This window comes from Paraburkholderia caffeinitolerans (assembly GCF_902859945.1).
Taxonomy (GTDB): Bacteria; Pseudomonadota; Gammaproteobacteria; order Burkholderiales; family Burkholderiaceae; genus Paraburkholderia; species Paraburkholderia caffeinitolerans.
This window is the reverse complement of record NZ_CADIKL010000028.1, coordinates 1-17,290: the sequence shown is the minus strand read 5'-3', so window position 1 is coordinate 17,290 and position 17,290 is coordinate 1. Positions and strand designations below refer to the sequence as shown.

17 protein-coding genes are annotated in these 17,290 nt (G+C 67.3%); 1 reads left to right on the top strand and 16 read right to left on the bottom strand.

What is annotated here, in order from left to right:
• Window positions 1-8 precede the first annotated feature (8 nt).
• Genes HV773_RS23960 through HV773_RS23890 form a run of 16 tightly spaced genes read right to left on the bottom strand, consistent with a single transcriptional unit; the run spans window position 9 to window position 16,062 of the window.
• Entirely contained in the window at window positions 9-1,259 is a 1,251-nt protein-coding gene (locus HV773_RS23960; RefSeq protein WP_129563795.1) for a beta-ketoacyl synthase N-terminal-like domain-containing protein, read from the bottom strand.
• Window positions 1,256-2,482 carry a beta-ketoacyl-ACP synthase gene (locus HV773_RS23955; protein WP_129563796.1) on the bottom strand — a complete coding sequence of 409 codons (1,227 nt, stop codon included), beginning with the start codon at window positions 2,480-2,482 and terminating at the stop codon, window positions 1,256-1,258. Before HV773_RS23955 ends, HV773_RS23960 begins: the two co-directional genes overlap by 4 nt.
• On the bottom strand, window positions 2,482-3,207 hold the full coding sequence (locus tag HV773_RS23950; protein WP_129563797.1) for a 3-ketoacyl-ACP reductase FabG2: 726 nt from the start codon (window positions 3,205-3,207) through the stop codon (window positions 2,482-2,484). The genes HV773_RS23955 and HV773_RS23950 overlap by 1 nt, the downstream gene beginning before the upstream one ends.
• Window positions 3,204-3,683: a hotdog family protein gene (locus HV773_RS23945; protein WP_129563798.1), complete on the bottom strand. Its 480-nt coding sequence runs from the start codon at window positions 3,681-3,683 to the stop codon at window positions 3,204-3,206. Before HV773_RS23945 ends, HV773_RS23950 begins: the two co-directional genes overlap by 4 nt.
• Window positions 3,684-3,691: 8 nt before the next feature.
• Window positions 3,692-4,876: a beta-ketoacyl-[acyl-carrier-protein] synthase family protein gene (locus HV773_RS23940; RefSeq protein WP_129563799.1), complete on the bottom strand. Its 1,185-nt coding sequence runs from the start codon at window positions 4,874-4,876 to the stop codon at window positions 3,692-3,694.
• Window positions 4,876-7,320, bottom strand: a complete 2,445-nt coding sequence (locus HV773_RS23935) for an MMPL family transporter (protein ID WP_129563800.1) — start codon at window positions 7,318-7,320, stop codon at window positions 4,876-4,878. The genes HV773_RS23940 and HV773_RS23935 overlap by 1 nt, the downstream gene beginning before the upstream one ends.
• Window positions 7,320-8,003, bottom strand: a complete 684-nt coding sequence (locus tag HV773_RS23930; protein WP_129563801.1) for a LolA family protein — start codon at window positions 8,001-8,003, stop codon at window positions 7,320-7,322. The genes HV773_RS23935 and HV773_RS23930 overlap by 1 nt, the downstream gene beginning before the upstream one ends.
• Window positions 7,991-8,431 (bottom strand): acyl-CoA thioesterase, encoded by a 441-nt coding sequence (locus HV773_RS23925; RefSeq protein ID WP_129563802.1) that lies wholly within the window; start codon window positions 8,429-8,431, stop codon window positions 7,991-7,993. Before HV773_RS23925 ends, HV773_RS23930 begins: the two co-directional genes overlap by 13 nt.
• Window positions 8,428-10,005, bottom strand: a complete 1,578-nt coding sequence (locus HV773_RS23920) for an HAL/PAL/TAL family ammonia-lyase (protein ID WP_129563803.1) — start codon at window positions 10,003-10,005, stop codon at window positions 8,428-8,430. Before HV773_RS23920 ends, HV773_RS23925 begins: the two co-directional genes overlap by 4 nt.
• A complete protein-coding gene (locus HV773_RS23915; protein WP_129563804.1) occupies window positions 9,992-11,716 on the bottom strand; it encodes a glycosyltransferase family 2 protein in 1,725 nt (574 codons plus the stop codon). Before HV773_RS23915 ends, HV773_RS23920 begins: the two co-directional genes overlap by 14 nt.
• Window positions 11,713-13,434, bottom strand: a complete 1,722-nt coding sequence (locus HV773_RS23910; RefSeq protein ID WP_246282384.1) for an ApeI family dehydratase — start codon at window positions 13,432-13,434, stop codon at window positions 11,713-11,715. The genes HV773_RS23915 and HV773_RS23910 overlap by 4 nt, the downstream gene beginning before the upstream one ends.
• Window positions 13,431-14,027, bottom strand: coding sequence for a COG4648 family protein (locus tag HV773_RS23905; protein ID WP_227875549.1), 597 nt, complete (start codon window positions 14,025-14,027; stop codon window positions 13,431-13,433). The genes HV773_RS23910 and HV773_RS23905 overlap by 4 nt, the downstream gene beginning before the upstream one ends.
• An 11-nt stretch (window positions 14,028-14,038) precedes the next feature.
• A complete protein-coding gene (locus tag HV773_RS23900) occupies window positions 14,039-14,290 on the bottom strand; it encodes an acyl carrier protein (protein WP_129563806.1) in 252 nt (83 codons plus the stop codon).
• A gap of 3 nt (window positions 14,291-14,293) precedes the next feature.
• A complete protein-coding gene (locus HV773_RS23895; RefSeq protein WP_237164612.1) occupies window positions 14,294-14,617 on the bottom strand; it encodes a phosphopantetheine-binding protein in 324 nt (107 codons plus the stop codon).
• The gene (locus HV773_RS36960; protein ID WP_129563808.1) at window positions 14,592-15,386 is read right to left on the bottom strand and encodes a lysophospholipid acyltransferase family protein; all 795 of its coding nucleotides are present in this window, start codon (window positions 15,384-15,386) and stop codon (window positions 14,592-14,594) included. The genes HV773_RS23895 and HV773_RS36960 overlap by 26 nt, the downstream gene beginning before the upstream one ends.
• Window positions 15,370-16,062 carry a beta-ketoacyl synthase chain length factor gene (locus HV773_RS23890; RefSeq protein ID WP_129563809.1) on the bottom strand — a complete coding sequence of 231 codons (693 nt, stop codon included), beginning with the start codon at window positions 16,060-16,062 and terminating at the stop codon, window positions 15,370-15,372. The genes HV773_RS36960 and HV773_RS23890 overlap by 17 nt, the downstream gene beginning before the upstream one ends.
• Before the next feature lie 394 nt (window positions 16,063-16,456).
• Between HV773_RS23890 and HV773_RS23885 the strand changes: the two genes are divergently transcribed.
• Window positions 16,457-17,056, top strand: a complete 600-nt coding sequence (locus tag HV773_RS23885; RefSeq protein ID WP_129563810.1) for a LysE family translocator — start codon at window positions 16,457-16,459, stop codon at window positions 17,054-17,056.
• Window positions 17,057-17,290 lie beyond the last annotated feature (234 nt).

Sequence of the window (17,290 nt, the reverse complement as noted above, 5' to 3'; positions counted from 1 at the left end):
CGGGAATATCACCGCTCATCCCAGTCACGAAACATCAGGCTCGCGCAACTGCCGCCGAACCCGAACGAAACCGACATCGCCGTCCCGATGCGCGCATTGCGCGTTTCGCGCACGAGCGGCATGCCCGCAGCCAGCGCATCGAGCGCTTCGATGCCCACCGCGCCGGCCATATAGCCTTCGCGCATCATCAGCAAGGTGTAAATCGCCTCGTGCGCGCCGCATGCGCCGAGCGGATGACCGCTCAACGCCTTCGTCGATGAGAACGCCGGCACTGCATCGCCGAACACCGTGCGCAAAGCGAGCAGTTCCTCGCTATCGCCCGATGGCGTCGAAGGCGCATGCGTATTGATGTAGTCCGGGCGGCAGCCCGCTTCGTCGAGCGCCGCGCGCATCGCGCGCGCGATGCCGCCCGCGCGCGGCGCGACCATGTGCAGGCCATCGGTGCAATGGCCGAAGCCCACCAGCTCGGCGTGGATGCGCGCGTTGCGCGCTTGCGCGTGCGCCAGCGATTCGAGCACGAGCACGCCCGCACCCGAACCGATCACGAAGCCGTCGCGTTGCGCGTCATACGGCCTCGACGCGTGCTCCGGCGTCGCGTTGAAGCCGCGCGACAGCGCGCCCATCGCGTCGAACATCAGCGTCATGTTGTCGTGCAGCGCTTCGCTGCCGCCCGCGAGCACGACGTCCTGCCGCCCCGTCTGAATCAACTGCATGGCCTGGCCGATCGCAAGCGCCGATGTCGTGCACGCCGAAGAAGGCGAATACGTGACACCTTCCATCCCGAACACATGTGCGAGATTCGCCGACGCCGTGCTGCCCATCGCCTGCGGGACCGTATAGGGCGGCACGCGGTCGACGCCGCGCGCATTCGCGCACGCCATGGCCGCGTCGTAGGCCGACATCGTGCCGACGCCCGATCCCACCACCGCGCCCACGCGGGGCGTGCGCAACGCATCGGCTTCGAGCGACGCATCGGCGATCGCGCTGCGCGCGGCATGACAGGCGAAGCGCGCCGTGTCGCCCATGAAACGCTCGGCCTTGCGCCCGAACGGCGCTTCGCCCTCCACCGACGCCACGGCGGCCACCTGGCTCGCGAAGCCGCGCTCGCGCCACGCCGCCACGCGCGTGATACCGCCGCGCCCCTCGCGCAGCCGCGCGCTGACGGAGTCGAGCGTATTGCCGAGGCACGAGACGATGCCCATGCCCGTCACCACGACGCGCTGCATGCCCTGCGTTTCCGGCGACGTCCGCGTGCTCATCGGATGCGCGAGAAAATCAGCGAAGTGTTTATGCCGCCAAAAGCGAAGTTATTGCTCACCACATACTGGGCGTCGATCGTGCGCGGCTCGCCCATGATGTAGTCGAGCGGCGCGCAGGCCGGGTCGACTTCGCTCAGATTGAGCGTGGGCGCAAACCAGTTGCGCTTCATCATCTCGATCGTCCACCACGCCTCGATCGCCCCGCACGCGCCCAGGGTATGGCCGATGTAGCTCTTCAACGAGCTGATCGGCATGCGCGCGCCGAAAACCTCCGCGGTGGCCTGGCTTTCGGCGATGTCGCCGCGATCGGTCGAAGTGCCGTGCGCATTCACGTAGGCAATCGCCTCGGGCGCGAGCCCCGCGTCGGCCAGCGCGAGGCGCATGGCCACCGCCATCGTCGACGCGGTGGGCTGCGTGATATGCGCGCCATCCGAATTGCATCCGAAGCCCGCCACTTCCGCATGAATGCGTGCGCCGCGTGCAACGGCATGCTCGTATTCCTCGAGCACGAGCGTGGCCGCGCCTTCTCCCACCACGAGCCCGTCGCGCGCGACATCGAACGGGCGCGGCGTGAGTTGCGGATCATCGTTGCGCGTGCTCGTGGCATATAGCACGTCGAACACCGCGACCGCCGGCCCGGAGAGTTCCTCCGCGCCGCCCGCCAGCATCAGCGCCTGCTTGCCGTTCGCGATCATCTCGTAGGCGTAGCCGATGGCCTGGCTGCCCGAGGCGCATGCGCACGAGGTGGGCACAATGCGCCCCTTCAGGTCCCAGAACAGGCTCACGTTCACGGCCGTCGTGTGCGGCATCATCTGCACGTAGCTATTCGAATTCACGTCGGTCATCGAGCCCGTTTCGAGCATCTTGCCGAATGCGGTAATGGGCTCGATCGATCCGGACGAGGACCCGTACGCCACGCCCATGCGGCCGTCCTTGATCGACGGATCGTCGAGCAGACCCGCGTCGGCGAGCGCGAATTCGCTCGCGCGCACCGCGTAAAGCGACACCGGGCCCATCGAGCGGGTCTTCTTGCGCGGATAATGATCAGGTGTGCTGAGCGTGGGTATCGGGCACGCCAGACGCGTATGCAGCGACTCGTAGTGATCCCACTCGCTCACGCGCCGCACCGCGTTGACCCCACGCTTGAGCGCGGCCTCGATCGGGTCCCACCGATCGCCGAGCGCGGTCACGCCGCCCATGCCGGTAATGACGACGCGCTTCATCAGACCATCCCGCCGTTTACGCCGATCACCTGGCGGGTGACATACGAGGCCGCATCCGACATCAGGAAGCCCACCACGGCCGCGACTTCGGCGGGCCGCCCCACGCGGTTCATCGGCACGGCCTTCAGGGCGTGCTCGAGCGGCACGTCGTCGAGCATGCCGGTGTCCACGAGCCCGGGCGCGACGCTGTTGACCGTGATGTTGCGCGTGGCCAGTTCCACCGCGAGCGCCTTGGTCGCGCCGATCAGGCCCGCCTTGGCGGCGCTGTAGTTGACCTGGCCGCGATTGCCGGTCACGCCCGACACCGACGACACCGTCACGATCCGGCCGCCCTTGCGCGCGCGCACCATCGGCATGATCAGCGGATGGACCACGTTGTAGAACGCGTCGAGGCCCGTTTCCAGCACGATGTCCCAGTCTTCGTCGGTCAATGCGGGGAACGCCGCGTCGCGCGTCACGCCCGCGCAGCAGACGATGCCGTAGTACGGGCCGTGCGCCGCCACGTCCGCTTCGAGGATCGCGCGGCACGCGGCGCGCTCGCGCACGTCGAACTGCAAGACGCTGGCCTTGCCGCCCTGCGCGACGATGTCGGCCATGACGGCCTGCGCCTCGCTCAGGCCCGTACGGCAATGCACGCTGACGGCGAAGCCGTCCGCGGCCAGTTGATGCGCGATCGCGCGGCCGATGCCGCGGCTCGCGCCGGTGACGAGAACACGCCGGCTCATGGTCTGTAATTCTCCTCGATAAAAGTCTGAAAATCGCGTGGCTGGTACACCTTCACCGTGGCCTCGGCGCACCGCGCGCCGTCCTGCTCGATCGTGCAGCCGTAGGCCCCGTGGCCTTCTTCGCTGCGCAGCACTTCATTGACCGTCACGCGCAGCGGCGCGCCGGGCGCGAACGCGTCGCGCGCCATTTCGTAGCGGCGCGTGCCGAGCAGCACGCCCGGGCGCGCCGGCTTGCCCGCGCGCATCGACAGCAGGCCCACATGGGCCGCAATCGCCTGCGCCATCAGCTCGATGCCGATCCATGCCGGCATCGCGCCCTCGGTGTTTGCGTACCACGCATCGGCGTGCACGGTGGCGAGCGCCGTGAGCGTCTCGTCGCCGCATGCGATGACCGAGTCGAGCAGCAGCATCGTGCCACGGTGCGGAATGATCGCCTCGATGGGCGGAAACAGCGGTGAAGAATGGGTCGGGTTCATGGCTTCGATCACCGCGCGAGTATCAACGAAACGTTGCTGCCGCCGAACGCGAACGAGTTGCTCATCACATATTGGCGCGCCGTACCGTGCGGCAGATGCCTCACGTCTTCGACGAGATCGAGCGCCGGCAACGCCGGATCGGCTTGCCCGTCCCACAGATGACGCGGCAGCGCGACGTCGCCGCGCGCGAGCGTGAGCCACGCGAGCCCCAGTTCGCTCGCGCCGGCCGCGCCGAGCGTATGGCCCGTGAGCGGCTTCGTGCCGCTCGCGGCCACGCCGTCGGGAAACACGCGCGCCATGAGGCGCGCTTCCATCTGGTCGTTCTTGATCGTCGCGGTGGCATGCAGATTGACATAGCCGATCGCCGCCGCGCCCACGCCCGCATCCGCGAGCGCGGCGCGCAACGCGAGTTCGCCGCCCGCGCCTTGGGGGTCGGGCGCGGAGATATGGTGAGCGTCGCTCGATTCGCCCGCGCCCGCTAGCATCACCGGCCCCTCCTCGCGGCTCATCAGGAACACCGCCGCGCCTTCGCCGATGTTGATACCGCGCCGGTTCGCGCTCATCGGGTTGGTGCGCGTGGCGCTCGTCGACTCGAGCGAGGCGAAGCCTTGCAGCGTTAATTCGCAGAGCGAATCGACGCCGCCCACGACCACGGCATCGCAAAGGTTCGCCCGCAGCAAGCGCCGCGCAGCCACAAAGGCCTTGGCGCTCGACGTGCACGCCGTGGAAATCGTGAACGCCGGGCCGCCCAGATCGAGCGCGGCAGCCGCGAACGGCGCGACCGTGCCGATTTCCATCTGGCGATAATCGAAGGTCGGAGCGTGTAGCCCGGTGTCCTGCTCCGGCTGCGCGAACGTGCTCTCCACGGCGGCGATGCCCGACGTGCTCGTGCCGAGCACCACGCCGATGCGGCCCGCGCCGTATCGCTCGCGCGCGGCCTCGATGGCGGGCCGGATCTGCGCCAGCGCGGCGAGCAGCAGCCGGTTATTGCGGCAGTCGTAACGCGCGAGCGCCTCGGGCGGCGCCGCGTCGAGCGGCGTCTTCACGCTCCCGGCAAAGGCCACGCCCGTGCGCGTCGCGACCGGCCCCATGCCGGGCGCTTCGGCGCGCGCAAGCGCCCGGGCGATCGACGCCAGGTCGCCGCCGAGCGCGTTGACCATGCCGAGCGCATGCAGATACACAGGAAGCGCCATTACGCCTTTCTCCGTTGGATCGTGGACATGCCGCCGATGCCGATCGGCGCGAGCATGACCGACACCATGATGCCGAGCGACAGCGTCGAGCCGAAGCTCTTGAGCGCGGGCATCGAACTCATGCCGAGCATGCCGAACGATAGCAAGGTGGTGGCCGCCGACAGCAGCACGCCCGCCCACACCGCGCCGATATCGGCGTTGGCGCGCATCGCGCCTTCGCGCAGAAAGACCGCATAATTCGCGCCCACGCCGAGCACGAGCATCAGTGCGAGCATGTTGAAGAGATTGATGCGCACGTGCGCATAGCCGAACACGGCAAGCGTGACGCCAACCGCCAGCCAGACCGGCATCGCGACCAGCATGGCCCCGCGCCAGCCATAGCGAGCCGCCGTCAGCAACAGGATCAGCGTGAGCGCGCCGGCCAGCCAGATTGCGCCGTCGTGCCGATAGACGCCGAAAAACCGCGACACGCTCGCGGCCTTGTCCACGAAGCTCGCACCCGGCACGGCGTGCGCAGCGGCGATGAGCGCCGGCTGGTTCGCGTCCGTTATGCCCTGAGGAATCACGACCGCCGCGAATGCGCCCGGCGTGCTCGCGGAGCGGCCAAGCCACAAATGACGGAACGGCTGCGACCAGGGTTCGGCCAGCCAGTCCTCCACGCGCAGCACGGCATCGTCCGATTTTTCACCCGACTGCGTCCAGCTAGTCATCCACGTTCGCACCACGTCATCGCGAAAGCCCGCGCCGCTCAGCAGCGCACGCAGCGCGCCCGGGTCGCCGAACACGTGCGAGCCGAGCAACGCGCGGTCCGCGCGCTGCCGCTGCGCGGACGGCACGAACGACGTCACGGACTGCCAGCCGCTCAACGCCTGCGCGCCCGTGAGCGCAGCCAGCCGCGCGCACAGCGCTTCCGTGCGCTCGAGCACGCTCTCCGGCGTCGCGCCGCGCACGACGAAGAACTGCGCGCTGTTATCCATCCCCACCGCGTTCGTCACCACGCGCTCCTGCGCCACGAGCGCGGGATCGCGCTGGATCAGCAGATGAATGTCGTCGTCGCCGCGCAATTGCAGCCAGCCCGGCACGGCGATGGCCACCAGCGCGAGCGCGACGCCCCACGCGCGCCGGCCGCCAATCAGCGCGTGCCACTTCGCAAGCATCGCGCCCGCCGTCGCGAACAGCGTGCGGGGACTACGGCGCGCGGGCTGCGTCATGAGGCTCGGCAGCAACCCGATGACCGAAGCGAAGGCCACGAAGATGCCCACGATGGCGAAGCAAGCGATCTGCCTGAGCGCCGGAAACGGCGCGAACATCACAATCGCGTAGCCGAGCAGGCTCGTGGCGAGCGCGACCGCCAGTGCGGGCAGCACCTCGCGCGCGCCGCGCCGCGCGTTCCAGCCCTGGCGCGCGCTGAGATATACGATGAAGTACTGAATCGAATAATCGACCGCCTCGCCGATCAGGCTTGCGCCGAACACGAGCGTGAGCAAATGCAGCTTGCCGAACACGAGCATGGTGGCCGCGAGCGCGCACAGAATGCCGAGCGCAGTCGAAACGAAGCCCAGCAGGAGCAGCCGTGGCGAGCGGAAGATCCAGAGCATGAGCAGCGCGATGCCCACCAACGTCACAATGCCAATCACGTGAACATCGTGCTCCGCCGCGCGGCGCGCGGACTCGGCGTAGAACACCGCGCCCGTGCGCGCGACGTTGACATCGGGCCACGCAGCCCTGAGCGCCGTCTCGCCCTGCGCGACGGCGGACAGCACGCCGCGCTGAACATCGGCCTCGAAGGCCGAGCCCGGCAGCGTGCCGATCACGAGCACGCTCGTGGTGCTGCCATGGTGCGCAACGAGCAGGCCGTCCTCCAGAGTCAGATTCGACGCCGCAAGCGGCAGGCCCATGAGCCAGTGCTGGAGCCAGCCGAAGGGATCGTCGGCGAGCGAAGTCGCGAGACCCGCGCCCGGCAGTCCATAGAGGCGCTCGGCCAGCGCGCCGCGCAACGCCTCGGCGTCGCCGCCGGCCAGCGCGCGATCCGAGGCCGTTAGCAGGCCAAAGCGATACGGCAGGTAGAAACGCGTGATGCGGCCCAGATCGAACGGCGGCACCCGCGCCGTCACGGAGGCAAAGGCGCGGCTCGCGCTCAACGCCATGCCCAGTTGCAGCGCGGCGGCCTTCGCGTGCGCGGCATCGTCGCTCGAAACGAGCAGCACGGCGCGGTTGCCGAGCGCGCCCGCGAGCTGGTCCACGGCCTCTTCGGCCACGGGGTCGGCCTCGGTCGCCGGCAATAGCGCGAGCAGATTCGTCTGCAACGGCGACGGCCCCGTGAAGCGCCACCCGCAGTACAGCGCCGCCGCCACGGCGAGCAGCAGCCAGGCGGCGCGCAGCACCCACTGCCGCCGCGATGGCGCCGCGGTACGGAGTTCGGCCGGTAGTTCAGTCCGATCCACTACGGTGTCCCGAAGAGTTTCTGGTCGGCGGGCGTGATCTCGGTCACCTCGGCGCTGCCGCTAAAGTCGTACTGCACGACATCGCCGCTCGCGAGCGTGATGCGCAGGCTTTGCAGATAGTCGCCGCCTTCCATCTCGATCGTGCGCAGCGACTGCGCGATCTGCGGCTGGCGCGGCACGAGGCGCATGCGCCACTGCGACGGCGTGCCGTGCGCCGCCACGTCGAATTGCGAGTACAGCGCGCTCAGGTCGCCGCCCAGCATCGTGCGCATCATCTTCGCGATCTCGGCCGCGCCGCGCGCGCCTTGCGGCGAGCGGCTCGCCACGCGTTGCCCTGCCGCGTCGATCACGGCCATCCCGCTGTCGCTCATGACCCACGTTTTACGGTACGGCGTTTCGATTTGCCAGATCACGCCGCGCTCGCGAAAATACAGCAGCGAGCCCGTGCTCACGAGCGGCGCCTTCATCGCGGCGAGCGTCTGCGTTTGCGTGAAGCGCGCACGCACGCCCTTCACGCGCGCAAGATTGGCCGTGATGCGCGAGACCAGCGCGGTATCGGCCGCGCCGGCGCTTGCGCTGGCGCTTGCGTTCGAAACCGCCGTGGCCGCCCATGCCGGCATCCCCGCCGCCTGCAGCGCGAGCAGCAACGCTGCCGCCGTCTTGCATCGATTCAACGTGCCCATGCGCGCTCCAGCTTTTCGAGCACGACGGGCGGCGAAACGAATTGCAGTTCCTGCGTGACGGCATCCACGGCAACCTGAATCGTGTAGCCCTTGGTCAGCCGCGCGCGCGATTCGAAATCGAGAATTTCGTAGCCGATTTTCAGGCGATTGTCGTATTCGAGCAGCTCCGCGCAGACTTCCAGCTGCTGCCCGTAGACGGCCGGGCGCACGTACTTCAGATGTGCCTCGACTACGGGCCACACGTAGCCCGACGCCTGCATCTCGCGATAGTCGTAATCGAAGTTGCGCAACAGCGCCGCGCGGCCAAATTCGAAATACTTCAGATAGTGGCCGTGCCAGCAGACGTTCATCGCATCCACGTCATGAAACGGCACCTCCACGCGCGCGCTCGCCCTCAGTACCGCCGCCACCTTGCTCGCTTCGCTCATGACTTGTCTCCGTGCCGGTTGGCGATGAAATCGCCCGCCGCGATCCGCTCCGTCATCGCGCGCAACTCCTGTTCGAGCGCGCGGTCCTCATCGACAAACGGCGACGATGTGGCCACCTCCGCCATGAAGTCATGAAGCGGCGCGGGAATCACCGTCACGGCGTTGCCGCGCAGGCGCAGGCGCGCGGCCTGCACCGTGGCGAGCGCATGCGCCGCCGCGACCTGCTCGGTCAGTTGCAGCACGCGCAGGCAGTCGCGCGCCGCGATCGTCCCCATGCTCACCTTGTCCTGGTTGTGCGCTTCCGTGGAGCGCGAGAACACGCTCGCGGGCATCGTGTGCTTGAGCGCCTCCGCCGTCCACGCCGACGACGAAATCTGCACGGCCTTGAAGCCGTGATTGACCGGCGCGCGCGCGGCGCTCGCGCCGGTCAGGTTGCGCGGCAGGCCGTTGTTGAATTTGTCGTCGACGAGCAGCGCAAGCTGCCGGTCCATCAGGTCGGCAAGATTGGCCACGGCGGTCTTCAGGCCGTCCATTGCGAACGCGATATGCCCGCCGTAGAAGTTGCCGCCGTGCAGCACGCGCTCGCCGTCGGGATCGATCAGCGGATTGTCGTTGGCGCTGTTCAGTTCGTTCTCGATGTCGCGCCGCATCCACGTGAGCGCATCGCACAGCACGCCGATCACATGCGGCGCGCAGCGGATCGAATAGCGGTCCTGCAGCCGGTGGCCGGACGTGTCCGGGCGCCCTGCGAGATCGGCACGGATCCAGCCCGCCGCGTCGCCCTGCCCCGCATGCGGCTTGGCTTCGAAGATGAGCGCGTCGAAATGCGCGGCGCGCCCGTCGAGCGCCACCGTCGCCAGCGCGGTCAGGCGCGCCGCGAGCCGCGCAAGTTGCGCCGCGCGCGTGAACGCGAGACACGCAAGACCGGTCATGACCGCCGTGCCGTTCATCAGCGCGAGCCCTTCTTTCGGCGCGAGCACGAGCGGCTCGCGATCGAGCGCGCGCCACGCATCGCGCGCCTCGCACAGCGCGCCGCGAAACCTCACGTCGCGCTCGCCGGCCAGCGCCGCCGCGACATAGGAAAGCGGCGTGAGGTCGCCGCTCGCGCCCACCGAGCCCTCGGCGGGAATGCGCGGCAGCACGCGATGATTGATGAGGTCGGCGAGGCGTTCGAGCAACACCGGGCGCACGCCGGAGAGCCCATAGGCGAGCGAATTCAGGCGCGCGGCAATCACCGCGAGCGCCGACACGTCGTCCAGATGCTCGCCCATGCCGCAGCCGTGATAGCGCGTGAGCTGCAAGGGCAGGGCCTCGACCAGCGCCATCGGCACGTCGACGACGCAGGCATCGCCGTAACCGGTATTGACGCCGTACACGGTCGCGCCCGCCGCCAGATGGCGACGCAGAAACTCGGCGCCGCGCGCGATGCGCTCGCGCCACTCCGGGGCATCGCTCAGACGCACGGGCGCGCCGTGGCGCGCCACCGCCACCACGTCCTCGATCGTCAGGCGGCGACCGCCGATCACCACGGCATCCGCTCCGACTTCGGCATCCTTCAGATCATGTTCGGCCATTCGCTTTCCCCGCTTTCCCCGCATTCCGACTGGGACGCGCCCAGAAGTCGTAAAAGTTGAACCATTGGTAAGGCGCGTTGCGGCAGTGGTGTTCGAGACGCGCCGCAAAGCGCTGCGCCCACGCCGCGATATGCTCGGCGCGGGCGCGCCTCGGCAAATCGATGCGCTCGGCGAACGGCTCGAAATAGAGCCGGTAGCCGCTGCGCTCTTTCAGGCAGAACAGCAGATAGACCGGGCATGCCAGCGCATGCGCCAATACATAGGGCCCCTGAGCAAAAGCGGCCGTCTCGCCGAGGAACCGGGCCTCGGTCGTGCGCCCCGTTTCGCGCGCGGGCGTGCGGTCGCCGACAATGACGAGCAGTTCGCCGCGCTCGATGCGCTGCTGCATCATCAGCGCGGTCTCCGGACCGAAATCGCTCACCTGCACGAGATGCTCGGCGAAATTGTCGTGTGCGGAAGCGAGCACGCTATTGAAGCGCTTCGCGTGCTCCGTGTAGACGATCGCCGTCACCTTCGTTTGCGCACCGCGCACCGCAAGCGCGCGCGCCATTTCCAGATTGCCGAGATGCGAGCCGATCACGAGCGCGCCACGTCCGCTCGCGATCAGCGCGTCGAGCGCGCGCGCATCGTCGATCTCCACCTCGGCCAGATCGAGCCGGCCCGACCACGCGGCCAGCTTGTCGAAGCTCGATTGCGCGAACGTGAGCATGTGCCGGTAAGCGGTGAGCCAGCCGGGGCGCGGCGTGTCCGGCTGCGGCGCAAACTGGCTCAACCGGTCGAAGTAGCGCCGCGAGGCTTCGCGTGCGGGGCGTCCAGTCACCAGAAAATACGCGACGATGGGGTGTAGCCAGAGCGCCGTGAAACGGCGGCCAAACAGCTTGCAGCTCAAGGCCAGCAGTTGCATGCCGAGGCGGCTGCCGCGCTCGGCAGTGCGCCACCAGGGGGAGCCGCCCGGCGCGCCCTCGCGCCTCGGCAGCACCTTGTGCGCGAGCAGCAGCGGCAAGCGCGCGAGCATGCCCGCCACGAGCCGCGTATGGCTGCGGCTGATGCGGACGTTGTCCCACAGCACGTCGAAATGCGAAACGCCATCGGTCGCATACCTGACGGCGGTGGGGATCGAGACGAATTCGGCGCGCCGCCAGTGCAGGCGCACGAGGATCTCGATATCGAAGTCCATGCGCCCCGGCAGCTTCACGCTGTCGATCAGCGCGCACGCGAGATCGAGCGGATAGAGCCGGAAACCGCACATCGAGTCGCGAATCGTGAACGAGAGCGTCTCGATCCACACCCAGACATGCGTGAGATAGCGCCCGTAGAGACGCGACTTCGGCACGCTTTCGTCGTACACGGGCCGGCCGATCACGACCGCATGCGGCTTCGACCGCGCGGCGGCGAGAAAGCGCGGGACATCGGCGGCGTCGTGCTGGCCATCGGCGTCGATCTGCAACGCGTGCGTGTAGCCCGCGTCGCGCGCCGCGCGCAGCCCCGCCATCACCGCCATGCCCTTGCCGCCGTTCTCGGGCAAGCGCAGCAGCGTGAGCTGGCCGGCGTGAACCCGCGCGAGATCCGCCAGCACCTGCTGGGTGGCCTCGTCGCTGCCGTCGTCCACGACGATCAGCGGCAGGCCGTGGACGATCAGGTTCGCCACGGTCCCGCCAATCGCGTCCTTGTGGTTGTAGATCGGAATGACGATGCAGGCCGAAAGGCTCACGCGGCCTCCCGGTACACGATGACGCCGGAGGCGCAGCCGCGCTCGCCGAGACGCCACGCGAACGAGACGCGCCGGCGCGCCGCGTCGTGCATGAGGGTGAGCTTGAGCACCGCGCCCGGCGGCACCGGCGCGGCGAACTTCAGTTGCTCGACCGAGGCGAGCGCGCACAGGCCCGGCACCCATTCCCGCGCGAACCGCAGGGTCCAGTCGACCTGCACGACGCCGGGCAAGATCGGCAAGCCGGGGAAGTGGCCCGCGAAATGAACGAGCGCGGGCGGCACGCGCAATTCGAACGCGCGCCCTTGTGCCTCGTCCCACTCCGCGAGCAATTCGAAACCTTCTTCGCGCGCGGCGAACGCGCGTGCCACCGCCTGCGCCTGAACCTTGCCGCGCGCATCGACCGGCAGCGCGCGGTGAATGCGCCAATGGCGCGGCAACACGACTGCGTCGAACCAGGCCGCGAGGTGGCGGCGCAACGCCTTGACGAACTGCACGCGGCCATCGCGTTGCAGCGTCTCATGGCCCTGCGCGGACAGCACGACGAGCGCGCCGATGCGCTGACGCGAGCCGCCTTCGAGCAGCACCGTCCTCGCTTCAGCCACGCACGGGTGCAGCAGCAGCCGGCTCTCGATCTCGCCGAGCGATACGCGCTTGCCATCGAGCTTGACCACTCGGTCGAGACGCCCTTGCAGACGAAAGCGCCCGCGCTCGTCGAACACGGCTTTGTCGTCGGTGCGATGCCAGCCGTCGTGGCCGAGATGCGGCGAGCGCACTTCGAGCGCGCCGCCTTCGTGCGCCGCGCCCGCGCGCACAGCGATGCGACGCATTGGCGTCCATGCATCGGTTTCGCTCTGCCTGCGCCATGCGATGCCGCCGGTCTCCGTGCTGCCGTAGACCTCGAGCGGCGCGGCGGCGAATGTGTCGGCATATCGCTGCGCGGCCTCGAACGGCAGCGGCCCGCCCGACGAAAAGAACGCGCGAGGCGCGGGGCTAAGCGCCGCAAAACCCGGCAGATCGGGCCAGCGCGAAAGCTGCGCGGGCGTGGAGACCACCACCGCCGCGCCGCACTGCGCGATGCGCGAGCGCAGTTGAAGCGGGTCGGCACAGGTTGCGCGATCGAATGCGCGTCCGGCGGCAAGCGGCCAGAACACGCGAAACAACAGCCCATAGATGTGGTGATGCGGCACGCTCGCCAGCACGCTTGCATCGCCGAGCAATGCGCCCCACTCGGCTTCGAGCGTGCGCACTTCAGCGTCGAACTGCGCGAGCGTCTTGTGAACGGCCTTCGGCGCACCGCTGCTGCCCGAGGTGAAAAGCGTGAGCGAGGCGTTCGCGTCGATCGCGCCCGCGTGCTCATCCAGTTCATCGGGTTCGTCGTGCGATGGCGCGCCCGCATCGGCGCACCACGCGGCGAGATCGCCGTCGTCGAGCACGGCGTCGTACGCGTCGCGCAATTCCGCGAGATAGCCCGATGTCGGGTTCGCCGGAATCACCGGCACCTTGCCGGCCGATAGCAGTCCGAACAAAGCGCACGCGAACGCATAGGGATCGTCGCTCCACAACACGAAACGCTCGCCCGGCTGCCGCCGCGCGCGCGCGGCAATGCCCAGCGCCCGCGCGCGAAACGCAGCGAAGCGCTTCACGTTCGCGCCGTCGATGCACACCGCGTCCCGCGTCTCGCGACGCGGCGCCACGAGCAGTTCATGCAACGCAATCACGCTGCCTCCCGGCGGGCAGCGCGCGGCAGCATGACCCATTTGCGCCAGACGAACTCGCCCGCGAGCAGCGCCCCGATAATGCCGTACACAATGGCTCCGTTGTAGAGCGACCAGGCTCTGGTCGACCACCCCAGCGCCGTCCATGCCGAAAACACGGCATTCACCGCGAAAAAGACACACCAGAGCTGCGTGACGCGGCGCGTGTAGCGCACCACGTGGGCGGGAGGATCGGCGTAATTCCGGCGGGCGAACTTCTCGACCATCGACGGCCCTTTCACGAGGGTCGCGCCGAAGGCGACAAGCAGCCCGAGATTCACGAGCGAAGGGTACAACCGCATAATCAATTCGCTATTGGTCAGCACGATCGCCACCGAGGCGACGTTGAGCGCGATGGCCACGGCCCAGTCCACCGGTGTGAGCTTGCGCAGCGACGCGGCGAGCGCCCCCGTGCCGGCCACGCGCTGCAACAGCAGCAACGCGAGCAGCAGCAGACCGACAAAGCGCGGCGAATCCCAGCGCCACGCGCACAAAATCACCACCGGGTAGGCGAGTTTCGCGAGGATGCGCATGCCGCCCGGCCATGGGCGAGCCATCACGAACCGCTTCAAGCCTGGGTCGCGAGCAGCGACTGGACAGCGGCAATCACACCGCCCACCGTGCGCACCGACTTGAACTCTTCCGGCTTGATGCGGCGGCCCGTCATTTCCTGGAGCTTGATGGCCAGGTCGACGGCGTCGATGCTGTCCAGATCCAGTTCGGCAAACAAGTGCGCCTCCGGCGTGATGCGCGACGGGTCAATGTCGAAGTTTTCGTGAAAGATCTCGCGGATACGGGCAAGAATTTCGGCGTCGCTCATGATTCAATCCCCCTTGCCTGCTGTGGTTTCCAGCGTCGCGTCTGAGTCGCCAACGGTGTTGCCAGCGGTGTTTCGATTGCTCGCGACGAAATCCGCGAGCGTGTTGATCGAGCGAAAATAGCCGCGCACGCTTTCGTCGTCCGCGGAGAGGGTCAAGTGATAGTGCTGGCGCAGCACGATGCCGATCTCCAGCGCGTCGATCGAATCGAGCCCCACGCCGTCGGTGTCGAAAAGCGGCGCATCGTCGTCGATGTCGGCGGGCGTCAGGTGTTCGAGATCCAGCGCCTCGATCAACAGCTGTTTAATTTCCAGTTTTAAAGAATCCATAGTCGAACAAGTACTGAGTGATGTGTGCCTCGACGGCACGTGTAACGTTGCGCGCGGCCAGCGCCGCGGGCATCTCGCGCGGCGCCAGCCGCTCGACGCCGATGGGCGCCAGCGCATTGACGGTGATGCGGAACGGCCGCTCGGGCACGTGATACCAGCGCATCTGCTTCGTAAAAGCAGGCGGGTCGCAATGCATGAGCACAGGCAGGATCGGCACGCCAGCCTCCAGCGCCGTGTGCGCGAAGCCGCGAGAAAACGCGTGCAGCCGATTCGGCGCGGGACTGCGCGAGCCTTCGGGGAAGATGATCATGCTGTATCCGTCCGCGAGCCGGCGCGCGCAGTCCTTCACGAAGCCCGCGGGATCGGCATTGCTCACGTATTCGGCCGCGCGCACGATCCCCCACATGCACGGATTGCTCCAATGCGCGTTCTTCACAACGCAGCACGCGGAAGGCGTGAGCGAGAGCAGCACCACGACGTCGAGGTAGGTCGGATGATTCGCGACCACGATCGCGGGCGTGCCCGAGCGCAGCGCATCCACGCCGGCGACGTCGAGTTCCATGACGCCCATGCGCTGCAAGGCGGCCACCAATGCGCGGAAGAACCCGTGGATGACGGTGGTGACCGCGCGCTGCCGCGAGGCGCGATGCGGCCACACCAGCACGAGCGGAAACACGAATAGCGAGAAAAATAGCCCGCACACGCCGAATACGATGAAGCTGAGGGCGGTAGCGAAAAGCCGCCAGCCGTAATCAAGCCGCGCACGCATCCCAGCTCCATTGCCATGTGCCGCCACTGCCGCGCCACGCCGCGCGCTCGCCTGCGCTCAGGCAGTGCTGAAGCGCCTCGCTCTGCGTGGCGAACTCGCGCCCTGGCGCGCACGCCTGCCGGGTGACCGAGCACGCCAACTGGCCTTGCGGCGCTGCTTCGGGGTCGAGCAGCAGCGCGAACGCACCACGCTGCACTTCCTGCTCGATCACGCCGTAGCGCGCATCGGCGGGCTCATCGGCATAGACCACCAGCACCGGGCTGCCGGGCTCGTCCGCGTACTGCGCATGAGCTTCGAGCAACGCATAGCCGAGCGTCTGCGCGCCGGCCGAAACGGCCGTTGCCGCGGAACGGTCCTTACGCACGATACCGAACAGCCCCGACATCGCGTTGAGCACGGAAAGACTGAATGCATTGGGCGAGACCGGTTTGCCGGCCTCGATATCGCGCAGAATATCCGTCGTGCGGCGCAACTCGCCGTGCCGCGACGCGAATATCACGCGCGTGCTTTTCTGCGTGTCGACGCAATCGCCCGCCACTTTCAGGGCCATACGCGAGAGCGAACTCAGTCGGCGTCGCATCATGGGGTCGACGAATGTGACTTCAGGCACGCTTTCCGAAGCAGAGGACCAGAAAGACCATCGCGCAATGGGCAAAGTCCACGATAAGTCGGACATAAAGAAGAATGGACAGTGGGATGGCCGTGGCTTGCGGTCTCGCGGCCTGAACGTCAGAAATTTATTCTCCTCGGCCGCGAGTCATTTCTCGAAGCCGGGTTCTCGCCCGTATTCTAACGGCGGGTTTTGATAATTATTTAGGACATTTTTGAAAATTTTGTTGATTTTCGCTTCCTGGAGAAATTATTGTTTTTATTCAAAGCCTTATATTTATCCTCAAGCCGCAAATCGAGATCTCGGCAACCTGCCCAAAGCATCCATTTCGCATATCTCGACTGATCAGATCGTACACGCACAAGGGTCAAGGCCATCTCCAAAATAGGCGCTTGAACACGCAATCAGTAGAATGCGAGCTGTCTTCAAACTCACTTCAGTCCTCTTCCCCCGCCCCTTCATGCTCTCCCCTTCGACCGCCGGACTGATGGCCTTGAGCTGCGCGATTGTGCTCCTCATGCCGGGCCCCACCAACACCCTGCTTGCCGCCGCCGGGCTGAGACAAGGCGTGCGCCGCTCAGCGCATCTCACCGCCGCGGAACTGGCCGGCTACCTCGTTTCGATTTCCCTTTGGGGCATTTGCTTCACACACGCCTCGCATTCGATGAGCTGGCTGCCCAAGCTCCTGCGCGTGGCCAGCAGCCTCTATCTTGCATGGCTCGCCATTCGCCTGTGGCTCACGGCGGATTCGGTCGCGTCCTCGGCCACCGGTGTGGTCGGTGTGCGCGCGCTATTCTGCGCAACGGTGCTCAATCCCAAGGCCACGCTATTCGCGGGCTCGATATTTCCTCCCACAGCGTTCTCGAGCCCCGCAACGTGGCTTGCGGCCATGACGATCTTCACGGTCCTGTTGATACCGATTGGCCTCGCGTGGATCGCCATCGGCGCCGCGCCACGCAACGGGCGCATGCCAAGCATTCGCCCCGCGCTGGTTCAGCATTGCGCGGCGGTGGTGGTGGCGACCTTCTCCGTGTCGCTGATGTGGCCACTCGTTCGGTAGCTGTCACGCACTTTTCTTCAGGCATGCGCTCGCCAGGCGGAACGTGATCGACCTCACGTCTGCGCGTCGCTCCCTGGAGTTGTCTGCCTGCAACACGCGTCATGCGCGACGCATGATCCTGATTAGGATAAATCCGAAAGTTCGTTGAAACAGGCAATCTGACGTTTATTGAGATTCCACCCCTGTAAGGATTGCAAAAAATCTACGGGGTGATGGATGAACCAGAGCTACAGG